This window comes from Brevibacillus sp. FW306-2-1A-C05A, from assembly GCF_058781555.1.
Genome location: NZ_JBYSWV010000039.1, coordinates 1 through 23,307, shown reverse-complemented (window position 1 = coordinate 23,307; position 23,307 = coordinate 1). Strand labels below are relative to the sequence as shown.

Annotated in this window: 22 protein-coding genes and 1 pseudogene; 18 read left to right on the top strand and 5 right to left on the bottom strand. The window is 57.0% G+C overall.

Annotation, left to right across the window (positions count from 1 at the left end):
* Nucleotides 1-191: 191 nt before the first annotated feature.
* The 5 genes from AC3WJN_RS19705 (at nt 192) to AC3WJN_RS19685 (ending at nt 4,992) form a co-directional block, all read left to right on the top strand.
* Complete coding sequence (locus tag AC3WJN_RS19705; RefSeq protein ID WP_035317205.1) at nt 192-803, top strand: DedA family protein; 612 nt, start codon at nt 192-194, stop codon at nt 801-803.
* A gap of 121 nt (nt 804-924) precedes the next feature.
* On the top strand, nt 925-1,479 hold the full coding sequence (locus tag AC3WJN_RS19700) for an amine oxidase (protein ID WP_237716633.1): 555 nt from the start codon (nt 925-927) through the stop codon (nt 1,477-1,479).
* A gap of 97 nt (nt 1,480-1,576) precedes the next feature.
* Nucleotides 1,577-2,233, top strand: coding sequence for an HlyD family secretion protein (locus tag AC3WJN_RS19695; protein WP_007783027.1), 657 nt, complete (start codon nt 1,577-1,579; stop codon nt 2,231-2,233).
* Nucleotides 2,234-2,246: 13 nt separating this feature from the next.
* Entirely contained in the window at nt 2,247-3,806 is a 1,560-nt protein-coding gene (locus tag AC3WJN_RS19690; RefSeq protein WP_007783025.1) for a DHA2 family efflux MFS transporter permease subunit, read from the top strand.
* Nucleotides 3,807-3,846: 40 nt separating this feature from the next.
* The gene (locus AC3WJN_RS19685) at nt 3,847-4,992 is read left to right on the top strand and encodes an HlyD family secretion protein (RefSeq protein WP_007783023.1); all 1,146 of its coding nucleotides are present in this window, start codon (nt 3,847-3,849) and stop codon (nt 4,990-4,992) included.
* Here the strand turns inward: AC3WJN_RS19685 and AC3WJN_RS19680 are convergent.
* Nucleotides 4,989-6,524, bottom strand: coding sequence for a vWA domain-containing protein (locus tag AC3WJN_RS19680; protein WP_492329317.1), 1,536 nt, complete (start codon nt 6,522-6,524; stop codon nt 4,989-4,991). The two genes, AC3WJN_RS19685 and AC3WJN_RS19680, sit on opposite strands and share 4 nt — an antisense overlap.
* A gap of 142 nt (nt 6,525-6,666) precedes the next feature.
* Here AC3WJN_RS19680 and AC3WJN_RS19675 point away from each other — a divergent pair, with 142 nt between their 5' ends.
* The 7 genes from AC3WJN_RS19675 (at nt 6,667) to AC3WJN_RS19645 (ending at nt 13,632) form a co-directional block, all read left to right on the top strand.
* Complete coding sequence (locus tag AC3WJN_RS19675) at nt 6,667-7,827, top strand: iron-containing alcohol dehydrogenase (protein ID WP_005829480.1); 1,161 nt, start codon at nt 6,667-6,669, stop codon at nt 7,825-7,827.
* Nucleotides 7,828-7,965: 138 nt separating this feature from the next.
* Nucleotides 7,966-9,030, top strand: a complete 1,065-nt coding sequence (locus AC3WJN_RS19670) for an AAA family ATPase (RefSeq protein ID WP_007783019.1) — start codon at nt 7,966-7,968, stop codon at nt 9,028-9,030.
* 3 nt (nt 9,031-9,033) lie between these two features.
* The gene (locus AC3WJN_RS19665; RefSeq protein WP_007783017.1) at nt 9,034-10,839 is read left to right on the top strand and encodes a vWA domain-containing protein; all 1,806 of its coding nucleotides are present in this window, start codon (nt 9,034-9,036) and stop codon (nt 10,837-10,839) included.
* 202 nt (nt 10,840-11,041) lie between these two features.
* Nucleotides 11,042-12,451, top strand: coding sequence for a sigma-54 interaction domain-containing protein (locus AC3WJN_RS19660; protein ID WP_005829486.1), 1,410 nt, complete (start codon nt 11,042-11,044; stop codon nt 12,449-12,451).
* Nucleotides 12,452-12,515: 64 nt separating this feature from the next.
* Entirely contained in the window at nt 12,516-12,977 is a 462-nt protein-coding gene (locus tag AC3WJN_RS19655; RefSeq protein WP_309479745.1) for an aminotransferase class V-fold PLP-dependent enzyme, read from the top strand.
* A gap of 91 nt (nt 12,978-13,068) precedes the next feature.
* On the top strand, nt 13,069-13,296 hold the full coding sequence (locus AC3WJN_RS19650) for a hypothetical protein (protein WP_005829489.1): 228 nt from the start codon (nt 13,069-13,071) through the stop codon (nt 13,294-13,296).
* 24 nt (nt 13,297-13,320) lie between these two features.
* Complete coding sequence (locus tag AC3WJN_RS19645; protein ID WP_005829490.1) at nt 13,321-13,632, top strand: hypothetical protein; 312 nt, start codon at nt 13,321-13,323, stop codon at nt 13,630-13,632.
* Between the two features lie 43 nt (nt 13,633-13,675).
* On the opposite strand, the gene AC3WJN_RS19640 is transcribed toward AC3WJN_RS19645, so the two are convergent.
* Together AC3WJN_RS19640 and AC3WJN_RS19635 are read right to left on the bottom strand one after the other, a co-directional pair.
* On the bottom strand, nt 13,676-14,329 hold the full coding sequence (locus AC3WJN_RS19640) for a cupin domain-containing protein (protein ID WP_005829492.1): 654 nt from the start codon (nt 14,327-14,329) through the stop codon (nt 13,676-13,678).
* 204 nt (nt 14,330-14,533) lie between these two features.
* Complete coding sequence (locus AC3WJN_RS19635; protein WP_005829493.1) at nt 14,534-15,085, bottom strand: hypothetical protein; 552 nt, start codon at nt 15,083-15,085, stop codon at nt 14,534-14,536.
* Between the two features lie 118 nt (nt 15,086-15,203).
* Here AC3WJN_RS19635 and AC3WJN_RS19630 point away from each other — a divergent pair, with 118 nt between their 5' ends.
* Complete coding sequence (locus AC3WJN_RS19630) at nt 15,204-15,797, top strand: TetR/AcrR family transcriptional regulator (protein ID WP_005829495.1); 594 nt, start codon at nt 15,204-15,206, stop codon at nt 15,795-15,797.
* A 36-nt stretch (nt 15,798-15,833) separates the two neighbouring features.
* Nucleotides 15,834-15,932 (top strand): annotated as a pseudogene (locus tag AC3WJN_RS19625) (two component transcriptional regulator); the annotation flags it as partial.
* A gap of 166 nt (nt 15,933-16,098) precedes the next feature.
* Here the strand turns inward: AC3WJN_RS19625 and AC3WJN_RS19620 are convergent.
* On the bottom strand, nt 16,099-16,764 hold the full coding sequence (locus AC3WJN_RS19620; protein WP_007783009.1) for a hypothetical protein: 666 nt from the start codon (nt 16,762-16,764) through the stop codon (nt 16,099-16,101).
* Between the two features lie 82 nt (nt 16,765-16,846).
* Here AC3WJN_RS19620 and AC3WJN_RS19615 point away from each other — a divergent pair, with 82 nt between their 5' ends.
* The 4 genes from AC3WJN_RS19615 to AC3WJN_RS19600 all read left to right on the top strand — a co-directional run bounded on the left by AC3WJN_RS19615 (nt 16,847) and on the right by AC3WJN_RS19600 (nt 22,408).
* A complete protein-coding gene (locus AC3WJN_RS19615) occupies nt 16,847-17,164 on the top strand; it encodes a hypothetical protein (protein WP_035317200.1) in 318 nt (105 codons plus the stop codon).
* Between the two features lie 44 nt (nt 17,165-17,208).
* Entirely contained in the window at nt 17,209-18,579 is a 1,371-nt protein-coding gene (locus AC3WJN_RS19610) for an alkaline phosphatase (protein WP_005829501.1), read from the top strand.
* A gap of 171 nt (nt 18,580-18,750) precedes the next feature.
* A complete protein-coding gene (locus AC3WJN_RS19605) occupies nt 18,751-21,033 on the top strand; it encodes a DEAD/DEAH box helicase (RefSeq protein WP_005829503.1) in 2,283 nt (760 codons plus the stop codon).
* A complete protein-coding gene (locus AC3WJN_RS19600) occupies nt 21,023-22,408 on the top strand; it encodes a ribonuclease H-like domain-containing protein (protein WP_005829505.1) in 1,386 nt (461 codons plus the stop codon). Before AC3WJN_RS19605 ends, AC3WJN_RS19600 begins: the two co-directional genes overlap by 11 nt.
* A gap of 461 nt (nt 22,409-22,869) precedes the next feature.
* On the opposite strand, the gene AC3WJN_RS19595 is transcribed toward AC3WJN_RS19600, so the two are convergent.
* The coding region (locus AC3WJN_RS19595; RefSeq protein WP_492329316.1) for a hypothetical protein at nt 22,870-23,307 on the bottom strand (438 nt) is incomplete at its 5' end.

Here is a 23,307-nt window from a genome sequence, read left to right as displayed (position 1 = left end):
GCTGGGCATAGAATAGGAAATATAGAAAGAAGAGACAGCCGAATCCTGCGCAAACGAGCGAGCGGAAACAGGCTGTCTTTTTCTACGGGGAAAAAGCCGAGCCGTGTCGTGCCGCGCCAAGTCGAGCCGAGGAAAAAAAGCCAGAATGACAAGCAGTAGGGGGAGAATACAATGGAAGAGGAAAACGTTTTGTGGAGGTAGCCGTGGAACATCATCTGGACCTTTTTGTGATGAAGTACGGATATGTGGGCGTCTTTTTCTCGCTTGCGCTTGGCGTAATCGGGCTGCCGATTCCCGATGAAGTGCTGATGACGTACACAGGGTACGCGGTATCGCGGGGAATGCTGCTGATGCCGTTTGCTGTGCTGAGCGCTTTTTTTGGCGCGGCGGCAGGCATCACGATCAGCTACGCGATCGCCTGCAAATGGGGACTGCCGCTTCTGCTCAAAGTGGGGCCGAATCTTTACATCACCCCGAAAAAAATCGAGTCGACGCAAAAGCTGTTCGCCAAGTACGGTCCCTTTTTGCTGATCGTCGGCTACTTTTTGCCGGGCGTGCGCCACATCACGGCTTACCTGGCGGGGATGTCTGCGATGAAGTACGGCAAGTTTGCCGCTTTTGCCTACACGGGAGCGCTGCTGTGGAGCCTGACTTTTTTGCTGCTGGGAAAAATGTTGGAGCGGGAGTGGTACAAGGTAGTCGTCTACATTCGGCATTACGGCTTGACGTTTTTGCTGATCGGCTGCGCGGTCGGCATCGCCGCTTATTTGCTGGTGAAGTACAGACAGAGCCTGAAAACATGAGCGGGAGAAAAGTTGGAAAAAAGTTCTTTACAAACCGACGGTCGGTTTGTATTATTAGATCATCAGCAAGCCATCATGATGCTTTTCATCCTACATTTATAAGGAGAGTTGTCCCGTGTTCATGACCTTGTTCTGGATTTTTGTTGACCTGATTCCTTTCTTCGTCGCCTTTCAGGTGCAGCCGCCTGCGCTCGGCTTCGCCATCGGGTTTGTGCTCGCGCTGTTGATCTACCTGTTTCAGAAAAAGAAGTTTGGCGAAGTAACGACGATCATTGCGATCAAGGTGTTTTACTTCTTTTGCGGTTTCTGGATTACCCTCTTGTTCCCTGCGTTTCACCTGTTTGATTTTACCCAACTGTTCATGTACGCCATCCTCGCTGTGGCAGCCACCTGGTCGTTGTGCATCAAAAAGCCGTTTACGCTGCAATATGCAAAAAAAGTGGTGCCCGCCGAGTTTACTTCGCATCCGCTGTTTCTGGCCTCCAACTTTTGGCTGACATTGATTTGGGCAGTCGCGTTCGGGCTGTCGCTCATTTGCTCCGTGCTGTTTGCGCTCGCTGTCATTTCCGGAGATACGGGCGTCATGCTGGTCAACATCTGGAACATCATCGGGCTTGCCGCGACTATTTTTGTCCGTCCCGTTGTGAAGCATTACTTTTTGAAAAAGCGAGGTTAACAAAAGAGGGCAGCACAATGGTGTGTATGCCTGCTATTTTGCTCTACTGCAAACCGACAGTCGGTTTGTGGTGGAATCTGAAAGGAAGAAAGCAGACATGGAGAAGAAAAAGCTGAATCCAAAAGCAATCGTGGCCGTCGTTTGTTTGATCGTGGCGGCGGTCGTGGGTTACTACGGCTACCAGAGCTATTTTTACGTCAAGACGGAGGATGCGGTAGTCACTGGAGAGATATACAAGATCGCGTCCAAGCAGGCCGGAAAGCTGACAAACGTGCGCGTGGATGTGGGCAGCCAGGTCGAGAAGGAGCAGATCGTGGCAGAACAGGAGCAGCTCAACGCCGCCAGCCCTACCCAGGTGGAAAGCTTGATGATCCGCTCGCCGATCAGCGGGGTGATCTTGCAAAAAGTCGCCAAGGAAGGCGAAGTGGTGGGCGCAGGCAACACCGTGGCGCTGGTCGTAGACAAACGGCAACTGTACGTGGAGGCGCACGTGGAGGAAGCAGAGGCAGGTTATGTCCAGGTCGGGCAACAAGTGGACATCGAGCTGGATAAGTACCCGGGCCAGCGGTTTCGCGGGACCGTCAACCGGATTGGCGAAGCGACGCAGTCGACGTTTTCTCTGCTGCCCCCGGTGAATGCGAGCGGCAATTTTACGAAGGTGAGCCAGCGCATTGCCGTGAAAATCACGTTTGACGAAGGACCGTACGATTTTCAGCCAGGCTTGAATGCCCATGTGTCCATCCATGTGCGATAAGGATGTGTAGCTGATGAGTCCACAGGAAAATTTTTGGCCGGGCGTTTTTGCGATTGTGCTGGGCACGTTCATGGCGGTGCTGGATACGAGCATCGTCAACATAGCGATTCCGGAAATGATGAACGTGTTCGGGGCGTCGACGGAAGAAATCCAATGGGTCGTGACCAGCTACACATTGACGATGGCCGCCGTCATTCCGCTGGCAGGCTTTCTCGGCATCCGGTTCGGGATCAAAAAAAGCTACCTCGCCAGCCTGTTTTTGTTCACGCTCGGCTCGCTGTTGTGCGGCCTGGCGGTCAGCAACGCCACGATGATCGCCGCACGGATCGTCCAGGCGGCGGGCGGCGGACTGATGATGACGATCGGTCAGTCGATGATCCAGCTTGTCGTGCCGCGGGAAAAAATGGGGCCAGCGATGGGAGTGTTCGGCATCTCGGTTTTCGTCGCTCCCGCTGTCGGGCCGACGCTCAGCGGGTATTTCGTGGAGCAGCTCGACTGGCGTTTCATTTTTACGGTGAACATTCCGTTCGGGATGTTGGCGATGCTTCTGGTCTGGCGTTTTTTGCAGGAAAGCGAAGCGAACCGCAAGCAGCCGTTTGATCTGGCGGGCTTCGTCTGGTCGGCGATTGCGCTGGTCAGCCTGCTGCTCGCCGTCACCAAAGGAGAGGAAAAGGGCTGGGACTCGTTTTACATCGTCTCCTTGTTGATGAGTGCTTTGCTAGGCGGCTGCCTGTTCGTCATGCGCGAGCTGTCGACTGCTCATCCGCTGGTCGATGTCCGCCTGTTTGCCAACCGTCCGTTTACGCTCGGGCTGTTGGTGAACAGTCTGATTATGGTCGGCAATTTCGGTGTGATCTACCTGCTGCCGATCTATTCGGAGAACATGCTCGGCAAAACGGCGATGGATACCGGGCTGATGATGCTGCCGCAGGCGCTCGCTTCCGGGGTGGTGACGCCGCTATGCGGCATGCTGGCGACGCGCATCGGTCTGAAGCCGCTGATTGTCGGCGGGCTTGTGCTGTGCATCGTGCCCGGCTATTTTCTCAGCCAGGTCGATCTGGACACGAATGTGACGACGATTTATTGGCTGCTCGCCTTGCGCGGAGCCGGACTGGGCATGTGTCTGATGACGTCCATGCAAATTCCGCTGGTGGCCGTGTCCGAGCCAGCGCGAGTGCCTGCGGCTTCGGTCATCACGAATATTTCCCGGCAGGTCGCGACCTCGATCGGGATTGCCGGACTGATTTCCCTGTTTTCCCGCAGAGGCGCCGAGCATGCGGCACAGATGAGCGAGCAAGTGACGGCCACCCGGCAGCCTGTGCTGGAGGCGCTGTCCCAGTGGCAGCAAATGTACGCGGCCAAAGGGCTGTCGTGGACGGAGGCGTATGCTGCGGCCAGCGGGCTATTCGGCCAGCTCGTAAAAAAATACGCGGCAGTCGCCGCGCTGCAGGACAGCTTGCTTATGGCCGTGCTCGTGCTGGTGGCGGCGTTTTTGACCATGCTGACCGTAAAAGAAAACAAGGCAGCCATGCAAGCAGGCAAGGAGGCGGCAAAGTCCGCAGTACCGGATTAAAGCGATTTTTCCCCATATCATAAATCAGGAGGGTTTCAGCATGAAATGGCGCAAATGGATGGCGGCGCTGGCAGGAAGCACGGCGATTGCTTGCCTGGCAGGCTGCGGCTCCGTGCAACCTGCCGCCTTAACACCGGCAACTGCAGCCTCTGCTCAAGAGGCAGCAGGGAAGGAAGCGGGTACGCACTCGTTCAGCGGGAAAATGATCGGCATCGAGGAAGTCACGATTTATCCCAAGACGGCAGGGCGAGTGGCCGCCGTCTTCCGCGATACGGGCGATCGGGTAGAAGCGGGCACGCCGCTTTTGGCGCTGGAGACGGTCGAGCTGGAAGCGAGCCTGCAAATGGCAAAAGCCGAACTCGCCTCGGCGCAGGCAAAATGGGAGGAAGCGAAGGCAGGAGCGCGGGTGGAAGACTTGCAGTACGCCAAAGCGGGCTGGCAGCAGGCGCAAAGCAAGTACGAGGACGTCAAAAACGGCAAGCGGCCGGAGGAGCTTGCCCAACTGGCGGCGGCGGCGCAATCGGCGAAATCGGTCTACGATGCCGCCAAAGCGAAGCAGGCACGGGCAAAGACGCTCTACGATCAAGGGGGGCTTTCCAGCCAAAGCCTGGAGGACGCACAGACTGCGTTGGCGCAGGCAGAAGCACAGTACGTCCGTGCCCAGGAAGAGCTGAGGCTGGCCCGGCAAGGAGTGACGCAGCCGACGCTGCAATCGCTCGCAGCCAATGTCGAGCAGATGAAGGCGCTGTACGACAAGACGAAAAACGGCCCGACGAAGGAACAGCTCGCCCAGTATGAGGCGGGTGTCCAAAAGGCGCGGGCCGCTGTCCAAAATGCCCAGTATCAACTGGACAATGCAACGCTGAAAAGCCCAATCAAAGGCTACATCAGCATGAAAAGCATCCAGCCGGGCGAGCTGGCAAACGCGAGCATGCCTGTCATGAGCGTGGTGAACACAGACCAACTGTATGTCGTGATCGGCGTATCGGAGGCAGAGCTCGCCCGTTTTTCCCTGAACAAGAAAGCCGATGTATTCGTCGAAGCGCTTCAGCGCCACGTTCCGGGCAAGGTAGCGCGGATCAGTCCAAAGGCAGACGCTGGAACGAATACGTACACGGTGAAGATTCTCGTGGACAATCCAAAAGGAGACCTCCGTTCCGGGATGACTGGCGTAGTTTCGCTTTAATGCTTCCGGAGAGCCAGGCTGTTCTCGACGAGCCGGACAAATTCGCGCTGCTCCTCGCCGGAGGCGTTTGCCTTTGCCAGCTCCAGCACATCGTGCAGAGAGCTTCGTTCTGACCAGGGGCTTTCGCGAAGAATCTCGGCAAACTCGGCGACAGAAGCGAGAAATTTCAACTCGGGCGACAATGTCGTCTGCACCTGCACGGGCTGACTGGTTTCTTCTACGCGATTGGTCGCTACGTCGTGGTGGCGGATGCGCACGGTGCCCAGCGGGGCCGTATCCGCCGCCTTTTTTGGCTTGATCTCGTAAAGCGCGGTGACGGTATGACCAGCTCCTACTTCGCCCGCGTCTGTTTTGTCGTTGCGAAAATCTTCATCGCGGACGTCGCGGTTTTCATAGCCGAGCAGGCGATACGAGTCGACCTTGGCCGGATCGAACTCCACCTGGATTTTGACATCGCGGGCGATCGTCTGCAGCTTGCCTGTCAGCGCTTCCGTAAACACCCGTTTGGCCTCGGAAAAGGAATCGATGTAAGCGTAGTTGCCTTCGCCTTTGTCGGCGAGCTGCTCCATCAGCACATCGTTGTAATTGCCCATCCCGAAGCCAAAGGTGCTCAAATAAATCTCTTTGCGGGAAAAGTCCTCGATAGAACGCAAGATTCCTTCCGCGCCCGTCACGCCCACGTTGGCTACCCCGTCGGAGCAGAGGATGACGCGATTGATCGCTCCGCGTTCAAAGGAGCGGGAGGCCAGCTCATAGCCGAGCAGCAGTCCTTCTTCGGCATTGGTGGAGCCTTCGGGTTTCAGCTCGGCAATCGCGGACAAAATCGCTGGCCGCTGCTTGGCGGAAGTCGGGGGAAGCACGATCCGCCCGTTTGAGCCGTAGACGACGATGCCGACCGTATCGTCTGGCTGGAGCTGGTCGACCAGGACGTTCAAGCTTTTTTTCACCAGTTCCAGGCGGTTTTCCCGCGCCATCGAGCCGGAGACGTCGATGACGAAGACGAGCCGGGCGGGTTTGCGGTCGTCGCTTGCGATTTCCTTGCCTTTGATCCCGATGCGGACGAGCTGGTGACCGGGATGGAAAGGCGATGGCCCGCCGTCTGTGACGATGGAAAACGTGCGGTCTGTGGGAGCCGGATAAGCGACGGGGAAGTAGTTGATAAATTCCTCCACGCGAACAGCGTCCGGCGGCGGCAAGGTGCCTTCGTGGATGTAGCGGCGCATGACGGTGTAGGAGCCGGTGTCTACGTCTGCGGCAAACGTAGAGAGACGGTCTTCTGCGGCGGAGACGAACGGGTTTGCGCCGTAGTTTTGAAAATACATATCATCTGTGCGCGACGGGATTGGAGTTGGGAGCGAAGCATCTTGCATGGTACGGCTGAGCGCGGATGATTCGCTCGCCGCTTGTTGCGGGCTTGCCGCCGTCTGCGGATGGGACCCGTTGTTTTCCGCGGCGCGCTGCCCAGTCGAGCTGCAGCCGATCAAGGCTGCAACCAAAACGGTCATGCCACTTGCCTTTACGATGTTTTTCATCTGTCTATTCCCCCTTTTGCCTATGAGACGTGGAAAAAAAAGGAACGTTACAGTCGCTGCGGCCTTATTGCGCGAATCTTTTTGCGATTTTCTGGCTCGCGGCTCTTTCAGCTAGTATGATGGGGAAAAGGGAGGCGATACGATGAACGCATACAGCTATTATTGCTCTACACGCATCGAAATGGGGACAGGCAAAGCTGGGGAGCTGCCGAAGCTTTTGCACGATCTGCAAAAAGGCACGTCTGTCCTGCTGGTCAGCGATCCGGGGGTCATCAAGGCAGGGCTGGTCGCGCCGATCCAGGAGGCGCTGACGGCAGCCGGTTTTCAAGTGACGCTGTTTGATCGGCTCAGCCAAAATCCGCGCGATACGGAATGTCTGGAAGGGGCAGTCCTGTTTCGCGACACAGCCGCCGACATGGTCGTAGCGATTGGGGGCGGCAGCGCGATGGATACGGGCAAAACAATTGCGCTGTGCGGGCCAAACGGCGGAACGCCCGCCGACTACGCAGACGGGCGACTGGCCTATGAAAACATCGCGCCGATCATCTGCGTCCCGACGACAGCGGGAACTGGCTCGGAAGTGACGCGCTCTGCCGTAATTACGGAGGCTGCCACGCACCGGAAAATGACGCTCAAGCACGCAGCGCTGCGGCCAGTCCTGGCCGTGCTCGACCCGGCTTTGACGTACAGCGTGCCTGCTGCCGTCACCGCTGCTACCGGAGTCGACGCGCTCGTTCACGCCATCGAAGGCTACACGTGCAAGGTGACGAATCCGATCTCGCAAGCGCTCGGGGCCAAAGCGATGCAGACGATTGTGTCCGCTCTGCCCGCAGCCTACGCAGACGGGAAAAACGAAGCGGCCCGGCACGCGATGCTCGAAGGCAGCCTGCTTGCGGGACTGTGCTTTGGCTCTGCGGATGTGGCGGCTGTTCACTGCCTGGCCGAAGCGTTAGGCGGGTTGTACGATACGCCGCATGGAGTGGCAAACTCCGTCTTTTTGCCGCACGTCCTGCGCTTCAATGCTGCGGAAAACAAGCCGATGCACGCGGATCTCGCCCGCTACATGGGCTTTGCCGCAGATGCCGACAGCGAAGAGGTTGCAGTAGACAAGCTGATCGCGGGCATTGCCGAGTGGACAAGCAGCTTGCACATCCCCAAGCTGAAAGACTTGCCCGGCGTGCGCGAAGAAGACTTCCCCCGCATCGTGGAGCTGTCGATGCAAAACGGCTCGACGCCAAGCAACGTCCGCACGATTACGGCGGACGATTACATGAGCATTTTGGTCGAGGCTTATCAGGCGTAGTTTTTTCTTGCCCGCTGTTCAAATATCTTGTAAAATTAGGAAATCTTTGTGGTGTGACGGTCGCTTATAGTCAATGGAAAAAAACGAGGAAAAGAGGTCGATTGCCGCTACGATTACACAAACAAGAGAGGTACTTACATGAATTTAGCTATTAACGTAACGCAACATCAGCTAATGGACGTGCTGCTCAACGTAGCCGTGGTGCGTCCCGTCTTTATTTGGGGAGCGCCGGGGATCGGGAAATCTGCCCTTGTCGAAGCTTTCGCCCAGCAGGTAGGCTTGCCGTGCGTCTCCCTTTTGGGGAGTCAGTTGGCGCCGGAGGATATTATCGGCGTTCCGCAGATCGTGGAGGGAAAAAGCAGGTTTTGCCCGCCGGCGCAAATCGCGCGGGAAGAGCCGTACTGCCTGTTTCTCGACGAGCTGAATGCGTGTTCGCAAGAGGTGCAAAAAGCGTTTTACAGTCTGATTCACGAGCGCCGAATCGGGGATTACCACTTGCCGGAAGGCTCGATTGTGATCGGGGCGGGGAACCGCGCCCAGGACAGCGCGATTGTCAAGCCGATGTCGTCCGCGCTCATCAACCGGATGTTCCATGTGCAGCTTCTCGTCTCCCATGAGCAGTGGCTGAGTTGGGCGTACGCCAAAGGGATTCATCCGTACGTGCTGCAATTTTTGCAGGTGCGTCCCGACTATTTGTGGTCGCAGCCGCCCAAGACGGAGGAGCCGTTTTCCACGCCGCGCTCCTGGCATATGCTCTCGGATGCGCTGCACGAATTTGGCGAAGGGCTGACCAGCGAGATCGTCGGGGTGCTCGCCTATGGCTGCCTGACGCCGCAGCATGCCGCACAGTTCAAGGCTTTTCACAAAAACCTTCAGGGCAAGTACCAGCTCAACCGCATTCTGGAGGGCGAGGCGTCGTTCCCGAGTGCGTCGGAGGACCGGGACGTGCTGTATTTCCTCGCCGATTCGTTCCGCGCCCAGATCAAAAAGGAGCTGCCGCCAGACAAAGCTTCCGTGAGCGATGGGCACAAGCGGTTTGCGCATCGGGCCAAGGCTCTGCTCAAAGACTTGTCTGCGATCTCGCTGGAAATGGCGCAGATGGTCGTCGCCCGGCACGAGGACGGGGACGGCTTGCCGGACTGGTTTGTCGTCGAGGTCATTCGCGACTTGCCGCGGCTGGCGATGGACAGAAAGGGCAAGTAGCCGATGGCCAAAGGACAGAGAGGGCAGAGCGACCCGGCGACGCAAAACTACCAGCAGGCAGTGCAGTTTTTGGCGCATCACCCGATGTTTGGGCCGCTTTGCTCCCGTGCCCATTTTTTTCGCGCGGAAAACAACTTGTGCCCGGAGAACGGCTGGGCCGTCGTGACCGCGAGCGGAAGCATTCACGTACACCCCAAGCGCAGGGGAGCGGTGGAGGAATGGATTTACGTTCTCGCACATGCCTTGCTGCACCTAGGGTTTGGGCACTTTGTGGAAAAAGAGCAGCCCGCGCTGTGGAATATCGCCTGCGACTGCTACGTCACCCGCTTTTTGAAGGACATGAAGCTGGGCAAGCCTCCCGCTGAGATGGCGTACGCGCTAGAACTGGCGGGAAAAAGCGAAGAGGAGCTGTACAAGTGGTTTGTCGAGCACGGCGTGCCCGAGCAGATGAAGCTGTTTGGAACAGGCGGAGAAAGACAGCCGGATATGTTGTTTTCCGACAAATACGTCCGCTACAGCTACAAGCGGGACGTGAACTGGGAACGGCTCCTGGGCATCGGGCTGTCGCAGGCCGTGCAGAGCGCGGTCAGCGTGGCGGGCGGGTATGCGGATGCGCTGGGGAATGAGGAAAGCAAGCTGTCGGACGCGCAAAAGGCGAAGCGCTGGTTCATCAATCACTACCCGCTGCTCGCTTCCCTCGCCAGCCACTTCACGATCATTGAGGATTCGCTCATTTGCCAGCGGCTGCAAATATCGGTGGCCGCCATTGATGTGACCTCGCAGGAGATTTTTATCAACCCGGCGGCAGGGCTGGACGAAGAGGAATGCAAGTTCGTGATGGCCCACGAGCTGCTGCATGCGGGCTTGCGGCACCATGAGCGCTGCCAGGGACGGGACCCGTATTACTGGAACGTGAGCTGCGACTACGTCATCAATCAATGGCTGATGGAGCTTGGCGTCGGGCGCTTTCCGCAGATTGGCGGTCTGTACGATCCCGATTTGAAGGGTTTGTCGGCAGAGGCCATCTACGACCGGATCGTGACCGATATGCGGACGTACCGCAAGCTGTACACGCTCAGAGGAATCGGCATGGGCGATATGTTGGACGGGGACGACCCGCGCTTTTGGGAAAAGGGACCGGGGACGACGCTGGACGACTTTTACCGCAGCGCGATGTCGCAAGGCTTGATCTATCACCAGGAGCGGGGCCGCGGGCTTTTGCCGGCCGGCTTGGTGGAAGAAATTCGCGCCCTCGGCCAGCCGCCGATCCCGTGGGATGTGCAGCTCGCGCGCTGGTTCGACGAGCATTTTCCGCCGCTGGAAAAAAGACGCACGTACGCCCGCGCCAGCCGCAGGCAATCGTCGACGCCGGACATCGCCCGTCCTGCCTGGGCGCATCTGGAGACGGACCAGCTCGCGCGCACGTTCGGCGTCGTCATTGACACGTCCGGCTCGATGGACAGCAAGCTGCTCGGCAAGGCGCTGGGAGCGATTGCGAGCTACAGCGAGGCTCGCGACGTCCCGTATGCGCGGGTTGTGTTCTGCGACGCGCAGGCTTACGATGCCGGCTACCTCTCCCCGGACGATATCGCGGAGCGCGTCAGAGTCAAAGGGCGCGGCGGAACCGTTTTGCAGCCAGGCATCGACCTGTTGGAGAAGGCCGCCGATTTCCCGAAGGACGGCCCGATCCTCGTCATCACGGACGGGGAGTGCGATCGGCTCCGCATCACGCGCAGCCATGCTTTCATGCTGCCAAAAGGAAAACATTTGCCGTTTGTGCCGAGAGGCCCGGTTTTTCGGATGGAATAATGGGAAAGCACCGCCTAGTGGCGGTGCTTTTCCAGTTCCGAAAAAAATGAAATAAGCGGAAAATGGAAATGAAAAATACAAGCAGCGCGGCGATGACGACCTGCACCATGCTTGTTGTCTCACACTTCCACTGGTACGAGCGAACGGTATAAGCTATTCTGTATAATAAATCTGAAAATTAGCAAGAACGGGGAACATAGCCATGACAGAACAGGAGAGCAAAGAGAGAAAACTGCTTTTGCAAGAGGTAGAAGGGCTGCTGTCGCTCATCACTGTGCCGATTCTCGTCGTCGATGCGACGGGGCATGTCATCCACGCCAATCAGGCGGCTGAGCACGTCTGGCAGCGTTCTTTGGCTGTTCTCCTGACGAAAAGCTTGCAGGCGTTCGTCGCTACGTCCAAGCTGCTCGGGTTCGTCAAAAAAGGCAAGCCGCTGCGCGATTTTCCGGTCGAGATCGTGGACGGGAGCGGCAAACGCCTTCCGTGTCTTTGTCGGCTGCACCCGCTGTACATCGACCAAAAGCCGGAGGGCGCGATCTTGCAGTTCACGCGGCAGCAGATGGAGACGGAGCAGGAAAAAAACCGCAAATACGTCACGCGCTATACGTTTGCGGACATTCGCGGGAACAGCGAGGCGATTATCGCCTTGAAAGACTCGGCCAGAAAAATCGCGAAAAGCGACTCGACCGTGCTCATTCGCGGGGAGAGCGGCACCGGAAAGGAAGTGCTCGCCCAGTCGATCCACCAGGCCAGCTCGCGTAGCGACGGGCCGTTTGTCGCGATCAACTGCGCAGCGATACCGGAGGCGTTGCTGGAAAGCGAGCTGTTTGGCTACGAGGAAGGGGCGTTTACGGGGGCGAAAAAAGGCGGCAAGGCAGGGCGGTTCGAGCTGGCCTTGAACGGCACGCTGTTTCTCGATGAGATTGGCGACATGCCGCCGTTTTTGCAAGCCAAATTGCTCCGCGTCCTGCAGGAGCGGCGCATCGAGCGGGTGGGCGGCTCGGAAAGCATCCCGGTCGATGTCCGGCTGATTGCCGCGACGCACAAGGACCTCGACGCGATGATCGTCAGCGGCCAGTTTCGCGAAGATTTGTACTATCGGCTGCACGTCATTCCGCTGTACGTCCCGCCATTGCGCGAGCGCAAAGAAGACTTGTACGACCTGATCCACTACTATTTGAAGCTGTTCGCGGACAAGCTCGGCAAAGAGCCGAAGCTCTTTTCGGCGCAGGCGCTGAAATGCCTGATCGACTACCATTGGCCCGGCAATATACGCGAGCTGGAAAACACGCTGGAGTACATCGTGAATCTGGAGATTGGCGACCTCGTGACGATCAGCAGCCTGCCTGCGATCATTCGCGGAAGCCGGACGAGCGAGGAAGGGCTGGCTACACAGTCGCAGAGCCAGGCAACGCCATCTGCACCGCTTGCTTCTGCCACTCCGGCGCCACAGGCGGCAGAGCTTTCCCTGGAAAAAACCGAGGAACAGCTCATTTTGCAGGCGGTGCAGCGTTTCGGAAAAAGCACCGAGGGCAAGCGCAAGGCCGCCGAGTTTTTGGGCATCAGCGTCGCTACGCTGTACAGACGCTTGCAAAAGCTAAGCCGCAAGTGACGGCCTCACGCAGACGAAAACAGAGGAAAAACGCAACGAGAAGGAGGCCAAAGCCCCAACTTATATCCCGGACAAGCTGGAAACGGGGACGCAAAACCATGAAGGCATTGCAGGAATCGCGCCCGCCATCGACTTTATCGCCTCGCTCGGGACAGGGAGCAATCGCCGCGAGCGGCTCGTTTCCGCTTTTGCCAACCTGGAGCAGTACGAAAACCGTCTGGCTGAGCTGATGCGCAACGAGCTGCGACAAATCGCAGGCGTAACGCTCTATCAGGCAGCCGCTGGCGTGGCGAAAACGCCGACTGTCGCCTTTCGTCTGGACAAGCTCGCGCCGGAAGAAGCATGCCTGCAAATGGCCGAGCAGCACAGCGTCTTTATCGCGAGCGGCGATTTTTACGCCTCCCGCTTGGCGGAGTTGGCCGGAATTGCGCACAGCGGCGGCTGGATTCGCGCCGGAATCGCTCCGTACAACACAGAAGAGGAAATTTGGCGCCTGATAAAAGGCGTGCAGCAGCTCATGCGGTAAGACTGAGACGGCATTTCCCGCCCGCATGCATAAAAAACCCGGACTCTCGCAAACTATAAACAATCATCAGAAGAGGAAGCGGGGAAGGGAAATGCTCCACTATCCAGGCATTTACTATGCGATTTTTGGCCTGATTTTTTTGGTAGGGCTGTTTTTGACCATCCGCTACGCCAAACGCCAGGAGACGAAGGAAGTGGACAACAACATCAGTCAGACGACCGTCAAGCACAAAGTTCTCGGGAATGTGGGGATGCTGTTTTACTTGGGGGCGTTTGCGGTGCTGCTCGCGATATTGCTGATCTCCGTACTCGTATATTAGCGTTGGGGAGGCGAGAGTAACACAATGGACAAAAAAAGGTATTACGTATCTGTTCAGGCAGGGACGATCATGGAAAATCAGGGCGACTCCGGGTACGAGTTCGAGATTGAAGCGACGGATCGCCAGGTTCACGCGCTGAAAAGCTTGTTTGAGGAAAGGACCGAGTATGAGTTTGGCACCTTTTTGCGCGGGCATGTCGTCGCGATTCCTTATCATTTTGACGAGGAAAACGATCAATACGACAACTGCCTGAAGCAAATATACAGCGCCATTTACGAATGCGGAACAGAGGAGACGAAGCAGCATATCCAATCCATGGGCGTACTGAATATGTGAGCGGGCCGGACATCCGGCCGAATCCGGCCGTCTAAAGCGAGGCTCACCCCCTGTCCGGATCGTAGCCGTACCCCGGGTATTTGACGACGGGCCATTTTTGCTTGCGCAAGGCGTCCAGCAACTCCGGGCCTACGTTCAGATTGGAAGCGACCAACTCGTGCGGCGTGAGCGCCATCCACTGGTTGAGCGAGACGTCGACGAAGCGGTCGCTTTTGAACATTTCCAAAAACCAGACTGTCTCGTTTCCCGTATTTTGAAAGTAATGCCCTGTCGCAAAGGGCACATAGCCGACATCGCCCGCCCGGTAGTCAAACGTGCGGGCTGTTCCATTTCCGGCAAAAACGGTCATGCGAGCCTGGCCGGAAATGTAGTATTGCCACTCGTCGTTGTTCGGATGCCAGTGCAGCTCGCGCACACCGCCTGGCGTCAGAGCCATGTTCACGCCAGCGAGCGTAGTGGCAACCGGCAGCTCGCGCACGGTGACTTCGCGCGACCAGCCGCCGTGATTCAGCGTCATCGTGGCGTCGGAGAAGGAAAACTTCAAATTCGGCAGCAAGCCTGCATCGGTGACGGGCGGCACGAGCATGTTCGGATTTTGCCGATCCCGCTCGATGTTGCGCGGCCCGAGATCGACCCACCCCGTACCGTCTCCCCGCATCGGCTCCGGGATGCGCTCTCCCTTTTTGTGTGAGGTCATTTCCGACCAACCTCCCTCATCTTTACGACAAGTTTCGTCTGCTTTTGGCGCAGCCACTCACCATGTGTATGGCCGCTGGCTTGGCTTTTATGCAAAAAAGGAACAGCGTCCCTGTGCCGCGCGCACACTGGTTTCGCTGTTCCTGCATCATCGTATTTGTGCCAGCCTGGCTTTGGCTTTGTCTGGACGTCGACGGTTATACCGTCAAGAGCTGGCGCTTTTGCTCCGTTTGGGCCAGACAAAAAAGCTGACGGTAATCAAAAGGTCAATGCCGAGCACAACCGCCCATTGCAGCATCGCCCGCTCCAAAGCCCCGGTCCGCGAGGCATCCCCGACAAAAAAGATCATCGCGAGCAGCAGTCCCGCCCCGATGAGGTAGGCGAAAACGTGCTTGAACCAGCCTTTGGCATACGACCTGGCGTAAGCCATCCCGTACAGCTTCGGCTTTTTCGCCAGTGGCTGTTTTTTCACATAGTACAAAAACTTGTCGTCCGCCCAGCGAATCATGCCTTTGCCAAAAGCGATCGACACGCCGATATAGACAGCAGCCAGCGCATGAGCCATGGTCGCGGTTGCGCCCCGGTACAAGTCCACGCTGGTCACGGCCAGCAAAACAAGGTCGACCAGGGGAGTCAGCGCCAGGATAAAAAGCCCCAGCCGCTCTTTTCCCAAGCCATACCGCACGGCCAACCCCAGAGCAATCACGACCCAAAAACCAATTTCACAGGCAACGATCATCCACGCGATCCAGTTCACGTTTACGCTCTCCTTTTTTAATACAGATGTATTGTAAAAAGATTTTATCATCTGTTTTTATTTAATACAAGTGTATTATTTAATTGCTCGTCCCGTTCGGGCTTGGTAAAATACAGCTATGCCAAAACAAATCGATCATGAAAAACGAAGAGAACAAATAGCCGAAGCGACCTGGCGGGTCATCAGCGAGCGGGGAATGGAGGGAGCGACGGTTCGCAATATCGCGGCAGAGGCAGGGCTGTCGCTAGGGGCGCTGCGGCATTATTTCAGCACACAGGACGAGCTGCTGGCGTATTCGATGAAGCTCGTGAAGGAGAGGGCGACGGCTCGCATCCGCGAGATTATTTCGCTTGATTTGCCGCCGCGAGAGAAGTTTATCAAGACGATTCTGGAACTTGTGCCTACCAATCGGGAAAAGATGGCGGAAATGGAGGTCTGGTTCGCCTTTACCGCCTACTTCCGCCATAAGCCGGGCGGTCTGGATGCGCAGTACGACGGCATTTACCCTGGCCTGCAAAAGCTCATGGACTATGCCGAACAGTCCGGACTGCTGCCTGCAAACACGGACAAGGAGCTGGAGACAGAGCGGCTTTACGCCTTGGTCGACGGGCTTGCGCTGCACGCCTATCTCGAGCCGAAGCGCCTGGACGGGCCGAAGGTAGAGCGCGTGCTGATCCATCACTTGTCGGCGCTGATCGCAGAGAAAGACTGAGCCATGTCAGGTAAACATGACACGGGGAGAACAGACATGAACAAAAACATCCTGATAGTCGAGGACGAACCGATTTTGCGGGAAATCATGAAGGATTACTTCGAAAACGAAGGTTATGCGGTGCTGGAAGCGATCGTCGTCTCCATCCGCGACGAAGGCAAGATGGCACGAGTCAGCATCGAGAACAAAGGCGCCCGTATTCCCGAGGAGCATCCGGAAAAATACAGAAAAATATAGGGCCACTTTTTCCGCGGAGAGCCGTCTCGCCAGCGTTCCACGGGAGGAACCGGCCTCGAGCTGGCTATCTGCAAAAAAATATTGCATGACGTGCCGTTCGGCGTGTGCAATATGGAAGAAGGCGTCGAGCTTTTTTTCCAGCTTCCGAAAAACGAATAGCATTCAAGCGCAGAACACGTTTCTGCGCTTTTTTTTGTCTGGTCGTTTTTATGCATTTTTTACGCCGTGTCGATTCGTTCTGCATCTGATCTTGATCTCGGCCCTGTACGCTCTTTAGGTAGGCAAGGATTGCATTGCGAGTCGTTTCCAAAAAGCGAGGGAGAGAATCGGCGATATCGCGAGGCAGCTCGTCGCCCGCATGGCGACAATCGGGCCATTCGGCGAAGGGGCGGCGCTGTTGGTCAGAGGACTGGCGAAAAAAGTGCTGCTCGCCAATAACATCGGGCTGCTGTGGTCCGACGTGAAAGCGACGCCGACCGACGAGCTGACGACTTTTCTCGCCTGGCTCGGCATTGTGGCATTTGCCTTCCAGCTTTACTTTGACTTCAGCGGCTACTCGGACATGGCGCGCGGACTGGGGAAAATGTTCGGCTTTGACTTTATGGAAAACTTCCGCTATCCGTACATGTCCAAAAGCATTTCGGAGTTTTGGCGCAGATGGCAGTTCATCATCTTGGAAAAATGGCTGCCTGGGCTTGCTGCAAAAGGCGCATGCCGCTGTCGGCCACATCTACACGCTTGTGGTCGTACTGATCGGCGGGGTATTTTTCGAATGCGAGAGCCTGCCTGTGGCCTGGCAGTTCTAGCGGGCGATGTCCGGTTTTGCGGGACAAGGCTTCATGGACGACCAGGCGCTCTACTACTGGTCGACGAAGGGCGCTTTTTATGCCTACCAGGCGCTGGCAAGGCAAATGGGCCTGGAACCGCAGAACGAGGCAGACTTCCGGCTGGAGGCAGTGTCGGACGCGTTTTCCGGCTCGCTCTATTCCAAAAGCGGCTACAGACTTGTGCAGCCGGACAGCGGCGTTTTCGCCAAGACCAGGCGCAGCCCGTTTGTTAACGCCGCCTTTACCAATCGCTTACATTTCTTTACACAAAGCCCGTCCGAGCTCAACAGAAGAAGAGTATGATTGGTGACATGCTTATGAACATTCCTATTTGCAGGAGGTACAAAATGTTTCGCACATTCCCGAAAAAGCTTGTCCCAGTAGCTGTCATCTCTTCCCTGGCCCTGACGACGGCGCTGTTTGGCGGAAATTCCGGTCTGGTCAAGGCGGCAGAAAATAAAGCGGGCAACGCCCAGGTCAAAAACATCATCTTCCTGATCGGCGACGGCATGGGCACGTCCTATACAACGGCTTACCGTTACATGAAAGACGACCCGGCGACTCCTGTCATGGAGCCGACCGAGTTTGACAAATATTTGGTCGGGGCGCAAATGACCTATGCCGAAGACGAAAAGCAAAACATCACCGACTCCGCCTCTGCGGCGACCGCCATGTCTTCCGGTGTGAAGACGTACAACAACGCGATTGCGGTCGACAACGACAAATCAGAGGTAGAGACAGTGCTGGAGCGGGCCAAAAAAGTCGGCAAATCGACTGGCCTGGTGGCTACTTCGGAAATTACGCACGCGACCCCGGCTTCGTTCGGCGCGCACGATGAGAGCCGCAAAAACATGGACGCGATTGCCGACGACTACTACGACTTGCGCATTGACGGCAAGCATTCCGTCGACGTCTTGCTGGGCGGCGGCCTGAACAACTTCGTGCGCAAGGACCGCAATCTGACGGAAGAATTCAAAAAAGACGGCTACAGCTACGTCACGAGCAAGCAGGAACTGCTGAGCGACAAAAATGACAAAATTCTCGGTCTGTTCGCAGCAGGCGGAATGGACAAAATGATCGACCGCACGGACAAAACCCCGTCCCTGGAAGACATGACAAAGGCCGCGATTGAGCGGTTGAGCAAGAACAAGGAAGGCTTCTTTTTGATGGTGGAAGGCAGCCAGATCGACTGGGCTGGTCACGACAACGACATCGTGGCGGCGATGAGCGAGATGGAAGACTTCGAGAAGGCGTTCAAGGCTGCCATTGACTTCGCGAAAAAGGATGGAAACACGCTCGTTGTCGCGACAGCGGACCACTCCACGGGCGGGCTGTCTGTCGGGGCGAAGGAAGAGTACAACTTCCTCGTCGCGCCAATCAAGGCGGCGAAGCGCACGCCTGACTTCATCGCCGCGGGAATCGCCAAAGGCGCGAGCGTGGAAGAAACGTTGAAAAAGTACATCGACCTGCAACTGACGCCAGAGGAGATCGCTTCCGTGAAAAAGGCGGCGGAAACGAAGAAGCAAGTCGAGATCGACAACGCAATCGAAGCGATTTTTGACAAACGCTCCTTCACCGGCTGGACAACGGGCGGCCACACAGGCGAGGACGTCAACGTGTACGCGTACGGTCCATGGAAAGAAAGATTTTCCGGCCTGATCGACAATACGCACAATGCGGAAGTGATCTTTGAAATTCTCGGCGAAGCGAAGAAATAAAGGGGCAAGAAAAGAAGCTGCCAGGCTTATCTGGCGGCTTTTTCTTTTGGACGGGCCAAGCCATCGTCTCACCTGGCCTGTCTCCCGGGAAAAGTCGCTTTGGCCAAAACGTCCGAAGGGGTTTACAACCCGAACGTCCATTCGTAGAATAAGGGCAAGAAGGTGAGCCTGGTGAAGATGAAAAAAGACATGGCAAGTATTTTGGAGCATTTGAAAACAGACGAGCGTTTTCGCGACAATATCGCCCACTGGCGGGTCATTCCGGCCCGCGAGGCCAAAACGGTTCCGTTTCCGCAGGAGATGGATGCGCGCATCCGGGAAGCGCTGACGCGAAGAGGAATTGCCTCTTTGTACACGCACCAGGAAACGTCTTTTCGCCATGTGCGAGCGGGCAAGCATATCGTCGCGGTCACGCCGACTGCCTCCGGGAAAAGCATGTGCTACCATCTGCCGATTCTCCAGACGCTGGCAGAGGATACGCAGGCGCGCGCGCTCTACCTGTTTCCGACCAAGGCGTTGGCGCAGGACCAGAAAGCAGAGCTGCACGAGCTGATTACCGAAATGGGGCTGTCGATCAAATCGGAAACGTACGATGGCGACACTCCGGCCAACATCCGGCAAATGGTGCGCAAGGCGGGCAATATCGTCATCACCAACCCGGACATGCTGCACTCCGCCATTTTGCCGCACCACACCAAATGGGTTTCGTTTTTCGAGCATTTGAAATACATCGTCATCGACGAGCTGCATACATACCGCGGCGTCTTTGGCAGCCACGTCGCCAATGTGATTCGCCGCCTCAAGCGGATTTGCGCCTTTTACGGCAGCGCGCCGCAGTTCATCTGCACCTCGGCGACGATCGCCAACCCGCGCGAACTGGCGGAAGCGCTGACGGAGGAACAGGTAGAGCTGGTCGACAACAACGGAGCGCCGTCCGGCGTCAAGCATTTCGTCTTCTACAACCCGCCTGTGGTCAACCGCCAGCTCAACATCCGGCGCAGCGCCACGCTGGAGGCGCGGGACATTACCGAGCAGTTTTTGACCAACGGCATTCAGACGATCCTGTTTGCGCGAAGCCGCGTCCGGGTGGAAATTTTGCTGACGTACTTGCAGGAGCTGATTAAGCGCAAGCTCGGCCCGAAGACGATTCAAGGATATCGCGGCGGCTATTTGCCGAGCCAGCGCAGGGAGATCGAGCGCGGCTTGCGGAGCGGCGACATCATGGGCGTAGTCAGCACGAACGCGTTGGAGCTGGGCGTAGACATCGGACAGTTGCAGGCGTGCGTCATTACCGGGTATCCCGGCTCTGTCGCCAGCACGTGGCAGCAGGCGGGCCGGGCAGGCCGCCGTCAGGGCGAGTCGGTCGTCGTCATGGTCGGCAGCTCGACGCCGCTGGATCAGTACGTGATCGCCCACCCGGAGTACTTTTTTGACCGCAGTCCGGAGACGGCGCGGATCAACCCCGACAACCTCATCATTTTGGTCGACCATCTGAAATGCGCGGCGTACGAGCTGCCGTTTCGCGAAGGCGACACGTTTGGCCGTGCGGAAATTACGGAAGTCTTGGAGTTTTTGACCGAGGAGCAAGTGCTGCACTATTCGCGCGGCAAATGGTTCTGGATGAACGATTCATTCCCGGCCCACAACATCAGCCTGCGGTCGGCCTCGCAGGAAAACGTGGTCATCATCGACATCAGCGAGCGGGGCAACGAGCGGGTCATCGGGGAAATGGACCGCTTCAGCTCGATGACGCTGTTGCACGAGGAAGCTATTTACTTGCACCAAGGGACGCAGTACCAGGTCGAGAAGCTCGACTACGAGGAAAAGAAGGCGTACGTCCGGGAAGTGCAGGTCGACTATTACACCGATGCGAACCTCGCCGTCCAGCTCAAGGTGCTGGAGCAGGACCAGACCCGCCGCCACGGGCAGAGCGCTTTCGCCTACGGGGAAGTTTCCGTGCACGCGATGGCGACGATTTTCAAAAAGATCAAGTTCGAGACGCACGAAAACATCGGCTCCGGCCCGATTCATTTGCCAGAGGAGGAGCTGCACACGAACGCGGCCTGGATCGGCTTTTCCGATTCGCTCCTGGAGGAGATCGGCACAGAGGACGTGGAGCGCGGCCTGGTCGGCCTCGCGCATGTGCTCCAGCACGTGGCCCCGCTGTTTGTCATGTGCGACCCGCTGGACCTGCACGTCATTCCCCAGCGCAAGGCCGTCCACTCGCAGGAGCCGACGATTTTCCTGTACGACCGCTATCCGGGCGGCATCGGCCTGTCGGAGCAGGTGTACAAGGAAATGGAGACGATTCTCGCCCAGGCAGAGCGGCTCATCAGCTCCTGCCCGTGCACGTCAGGCTGCCCGTCGTGCGTCGGCGCGACCGACGACGGCAGCAAGGAGCTGGCGATGACCTTGCTGCGCATCGCCCAAGGGGGAAGCGTCCATGTCTCTTAAATCCAAGCTGCAACGGATGAAGGGGCACATGTCGCTGGACGCGGGCAAGGTGGCGAACGAGCCTGCCGCGGCAGGAGAGCAGGCCGAGCAGCCGGCCGGACATTCGGCAGGACAGCCGTCGGAACAGCCCGCGCCTATGCCGTCCGAACCCGAAAAACCGCCCATTCCCTTTGCGGACAGATGGCAGTCCTTGCAGGCGGCCCCCTACTTTTGGGACGACGAGCACGTCATGATCCGCGAGGTGCGCTATCCCGTCAGCCAGCGGCACGGCGCCTACAGCTTTGCCCAGCTGCACGAGGCCATTGCCATCTGGGAGGCGTCCGGCAGGGAGCATCCGCTGTCGGCGGCGGGCAGGAAGGCAGAAGAGTTGCTGTTTTTTGACACGGAGACGACCGGGCTGTCCGGTGGAGCGGGCAACGCTGTTTTCCTGCTGGGCTACAGCCGCCTGGAGGGAGAAGAGGTTGTCGTGCGCCAGCATTTTTTGCCTGCCCCCCATGCGGAAGCGACCTTGTACCAGTCGTTTCTCGCGCAGGCGGAAAAATCGTCGCATCTCGTAACGTTCAACGGAAAGTCGTTCGACTGGCCGCAGGTGCGGACAAGGCATACGCTGGTGCGCGACCAGGTTCCGGCCTTGCCTGTCTTTGGTCACCTGGACCTGTTGCACGGTGCGCGCCGACTGTGGAAGGCCGAACTGGAATCGTGCCGCCTTGGAATCATCGAACAGGAAAAGCTGGACGTTTTCCGCGAGGACGATTTGCCCGGCTACCTCGCGCCTGTGCGCTACTTCGATTTTTTGCACTCGCAGGACCCTGACGTGATCGCAGGGGTGCTGCGGCATAACGAGACAGACGTCCTCTCACTCATTACGCTCTACATCCATATGACCCGGCTGCTGACGGATCAGCCCGACGTGGCCGCCTCCCCGGAGGAACGCTTTGAAATTGCCAGATGGTACGACGCGCTGGGCGACCAGGAAGCAGCGCTGGCAGGCTACCGCTTCGTAGCGGACAGCGGCCATGCCTGGAGCAATCGGGCAAGGCTTGCCATCGGCCACCTGTACAAAAAGCAGAAGGACTGGCGGCAGGCTTTGCATGTCTGGGAGTCGTGCATGGCATCGTCCGGCTATGTCCCCGAAGAGGTTTACATCGAGGCCGCCAAGCTGTGCGAGCACCAGCTCGGCGACGCGGAAAAGGCGCTCCGCTATACGCGGCAAGCCTACGAGCAGTGGAAAAAGCGGGGCACGCTCTTGCGCAACCGTTCCAAGGCCGAGGCGCAGGCGTATCAAAAGCGGATAGTTCGGCTGGAAGCGAAGGTTATGGGTAGTGCCGGGCAGGAGAGTTTGTTGTCCGGGTTTTTCGATTGGGCGGATGAGTAGGGCACGGGAAAAAAGATGGGGCTGTCCAAAAAGTCCCAATATGCCAGAGGCACCAAAATGGCAACATTGGTTTGTCAAGGTTTTTGAAATTCAAAAGGGGCATCTCTAAGTCGATACATCGACTTTTGAGACAGCCCCTTGACCGTTTCGTGCGAAAATCAGGAGTAATGGTACGAGACTTCCAACGTCTGGCTGTCGAGCCGCTTCAAGTCAACGATGGGCAACTCGCAATTTCTTAAAGCAGATTGTTAACCTCTCGGCAAGCTCTTCATAGCAAGTTTTCATATTTGAACACGATATATCGGTGTACCCATAGTCGCATATAGTCGTGAAATAATGTAGCCCCCGGCAATCAGGGCTAGCAAGAAGGGGGGATTTCGGCAACTCAACTTCCACGAAAGTTTTTAAGTAGAATGTGTAGCCTAATTAATGCGTCGCGATACAGCGCGATAGTCGATAATTTAATCGACTAATTTATATACCCATACGGTCCCTTCAACAGATCCTTCAATACTTATACGATATTTAGTAGCCTGCTCAAGATCAGCAAAATAGGCGGTGTCTCTTCCGTCGCTTAAGTCTACGGTGTCAACAACGAACCAATCTCCTGTATCTTCATCGAATTCTTCGACATGAACTTCGTAAGAATCCCACAAGCCTGTTGTAGTTGCGTTGGCTTCAACTTTCAATCCACGTTCTCTATAATCTAACACCAGCGTTTTTTTAATTTGAAAGTAACTACGTACCTCAAAATCAGCTGACCACTGATATATTTCTGACATCATAGGTTTTACGATGCTTTTCGAGGTGGTTGTTTCTTCTTTGTGGTCTTTTCCACCTTTTGCAAGAGCACCGTCAACAGGCATGACAAGGGCAAGTATGGATAGGGTTGTTAAAGT

Excerpts from the sequence above, each read along its gene's own strand:
- AC3WJN_RS19700 (WP_237716633.1), top strand. The coding sequence starts at position 925 with ATGACCTTGTTCTGGATTTTTGTTGACCTGATTCCTTTCTTCGTCGCC.
- AC3WJN_RS19610 (WP_005829501.1), top strand. The coding sequence starts at position 17,209 with ATGTTTCGCACATTCCCGAAAAAGCTTGTCCCAGTAGCTGTCATCTCT.
- AC3WJN_RS19600 (WP_005829505.1), top strand. The coding sequence starts at position 21,023 with ATGTCTCTTAAATCCAAGCTGCAACGGATGAAGGGGCACATGTCGCTG.
- AC3WJN_RS19640 (WP_005829492.1), bottom strand. The coding sequence starts at position 14,329 with ATGACCTCACACAAAAAGGGAGAGCGCATCCCGGAGCCGATGCGGGGA.
- AC3WJN_RS19675 (WP_005829480.1), top strand. The coding sequence starts at position 6,667 with ATGAACGCATACAGCTATTATTGCTCTACACGCATCGAAATGGGGACA.
- AC3WJN_RS19690 (WP_007783025.1), top strand. The coding sequence starts at position 2,247 with ATGAGTCCACAGGAAAATTTTTGGCCGGGCGTTTTTGCGATTGTGCTG.
- AC3WJN_RS19630 (WP_005829495.1), top strand. The coding sequence starts at position 15,204 with ATGCCAAAACAAATCGATCATGAAAAACGAAGAGAACAAATAGCCGAA.
- AC3WJN_RS19670 (WP_007783019.1), top strand. The coding sequence starts at position 7,966 with ATGAATTTAGCTATTAACGTAACGCAACATCAGCTAATGGACGTGCTG.
- AC3WJN_RS19695 (WP_007783027.1), top strand. The coding sequence starts at position 1,577 with ATGGAGAAGAAAAAGCTGAATCCAAAAGCAATCGTGGCCGTCGTTTGT.
- AC3WJN_RS19660 (WP_005829486.1), top strand. The coding sequence starts at position 11,042 with ATGACAGAACAGGAGAGCAAAGAGAGAAAACTGCTTTTGCAAGAGGTA.
- AC3WJN_RS19680 (WP_492329317.1), bottom strand. The coding sequence starts at position 6,524 with ATGAAAAACATCGTAAAGGCAAGTGGCATGACCGTTTTGGTTGCAGCC.
- AC3WJN_RS19685 (WP_007783023.1), top strand. The coding sequence starts at position 3,847 with ATGAAATGGCGCAAATGGATGGCGGCGCTGGCAGGAAGCACGGCGATT.
- AC3WJN_RS19665 (WP_007783017.1), top strand. The coding sequence starts at position 9,034 with ATGGCCAAAGGACAGAGAGGGCAGAGCGACCCGGCGACGCAAAACTAC.
- AC3WJN_RS19645 (WP_005829490.1), top strand. The coding sequence starts at position 13,321 with ATGGACAAAAAAAGGTATTACGTATCTGTTCAGGCAGGGACGATCATG.
- AC3WJN_RS19615 (WP_035317200.1), top strand. The coding sequence starts at position 16,847 with ATGTCCGGTTTTGCGGGACAAGGCTTCATGGACGACCAGGCGCTCTAC.
- AC3WJN_RS19620 (WP_007783009.1), bottom strand. The coding sequence starts at position 16,764 with ATGTGGCCGACAGCGGCATGCGCCTTTTGCAGCAAGCCCAGGCAGCCA.
- AC3WJN_RS19650 (WP_005829489.1), top strand. The coding sequence starts at position 13,069 with ATGCTCCACTATCCAGGCATTTACTATGCGATTTTTGGCCTGATTTTT.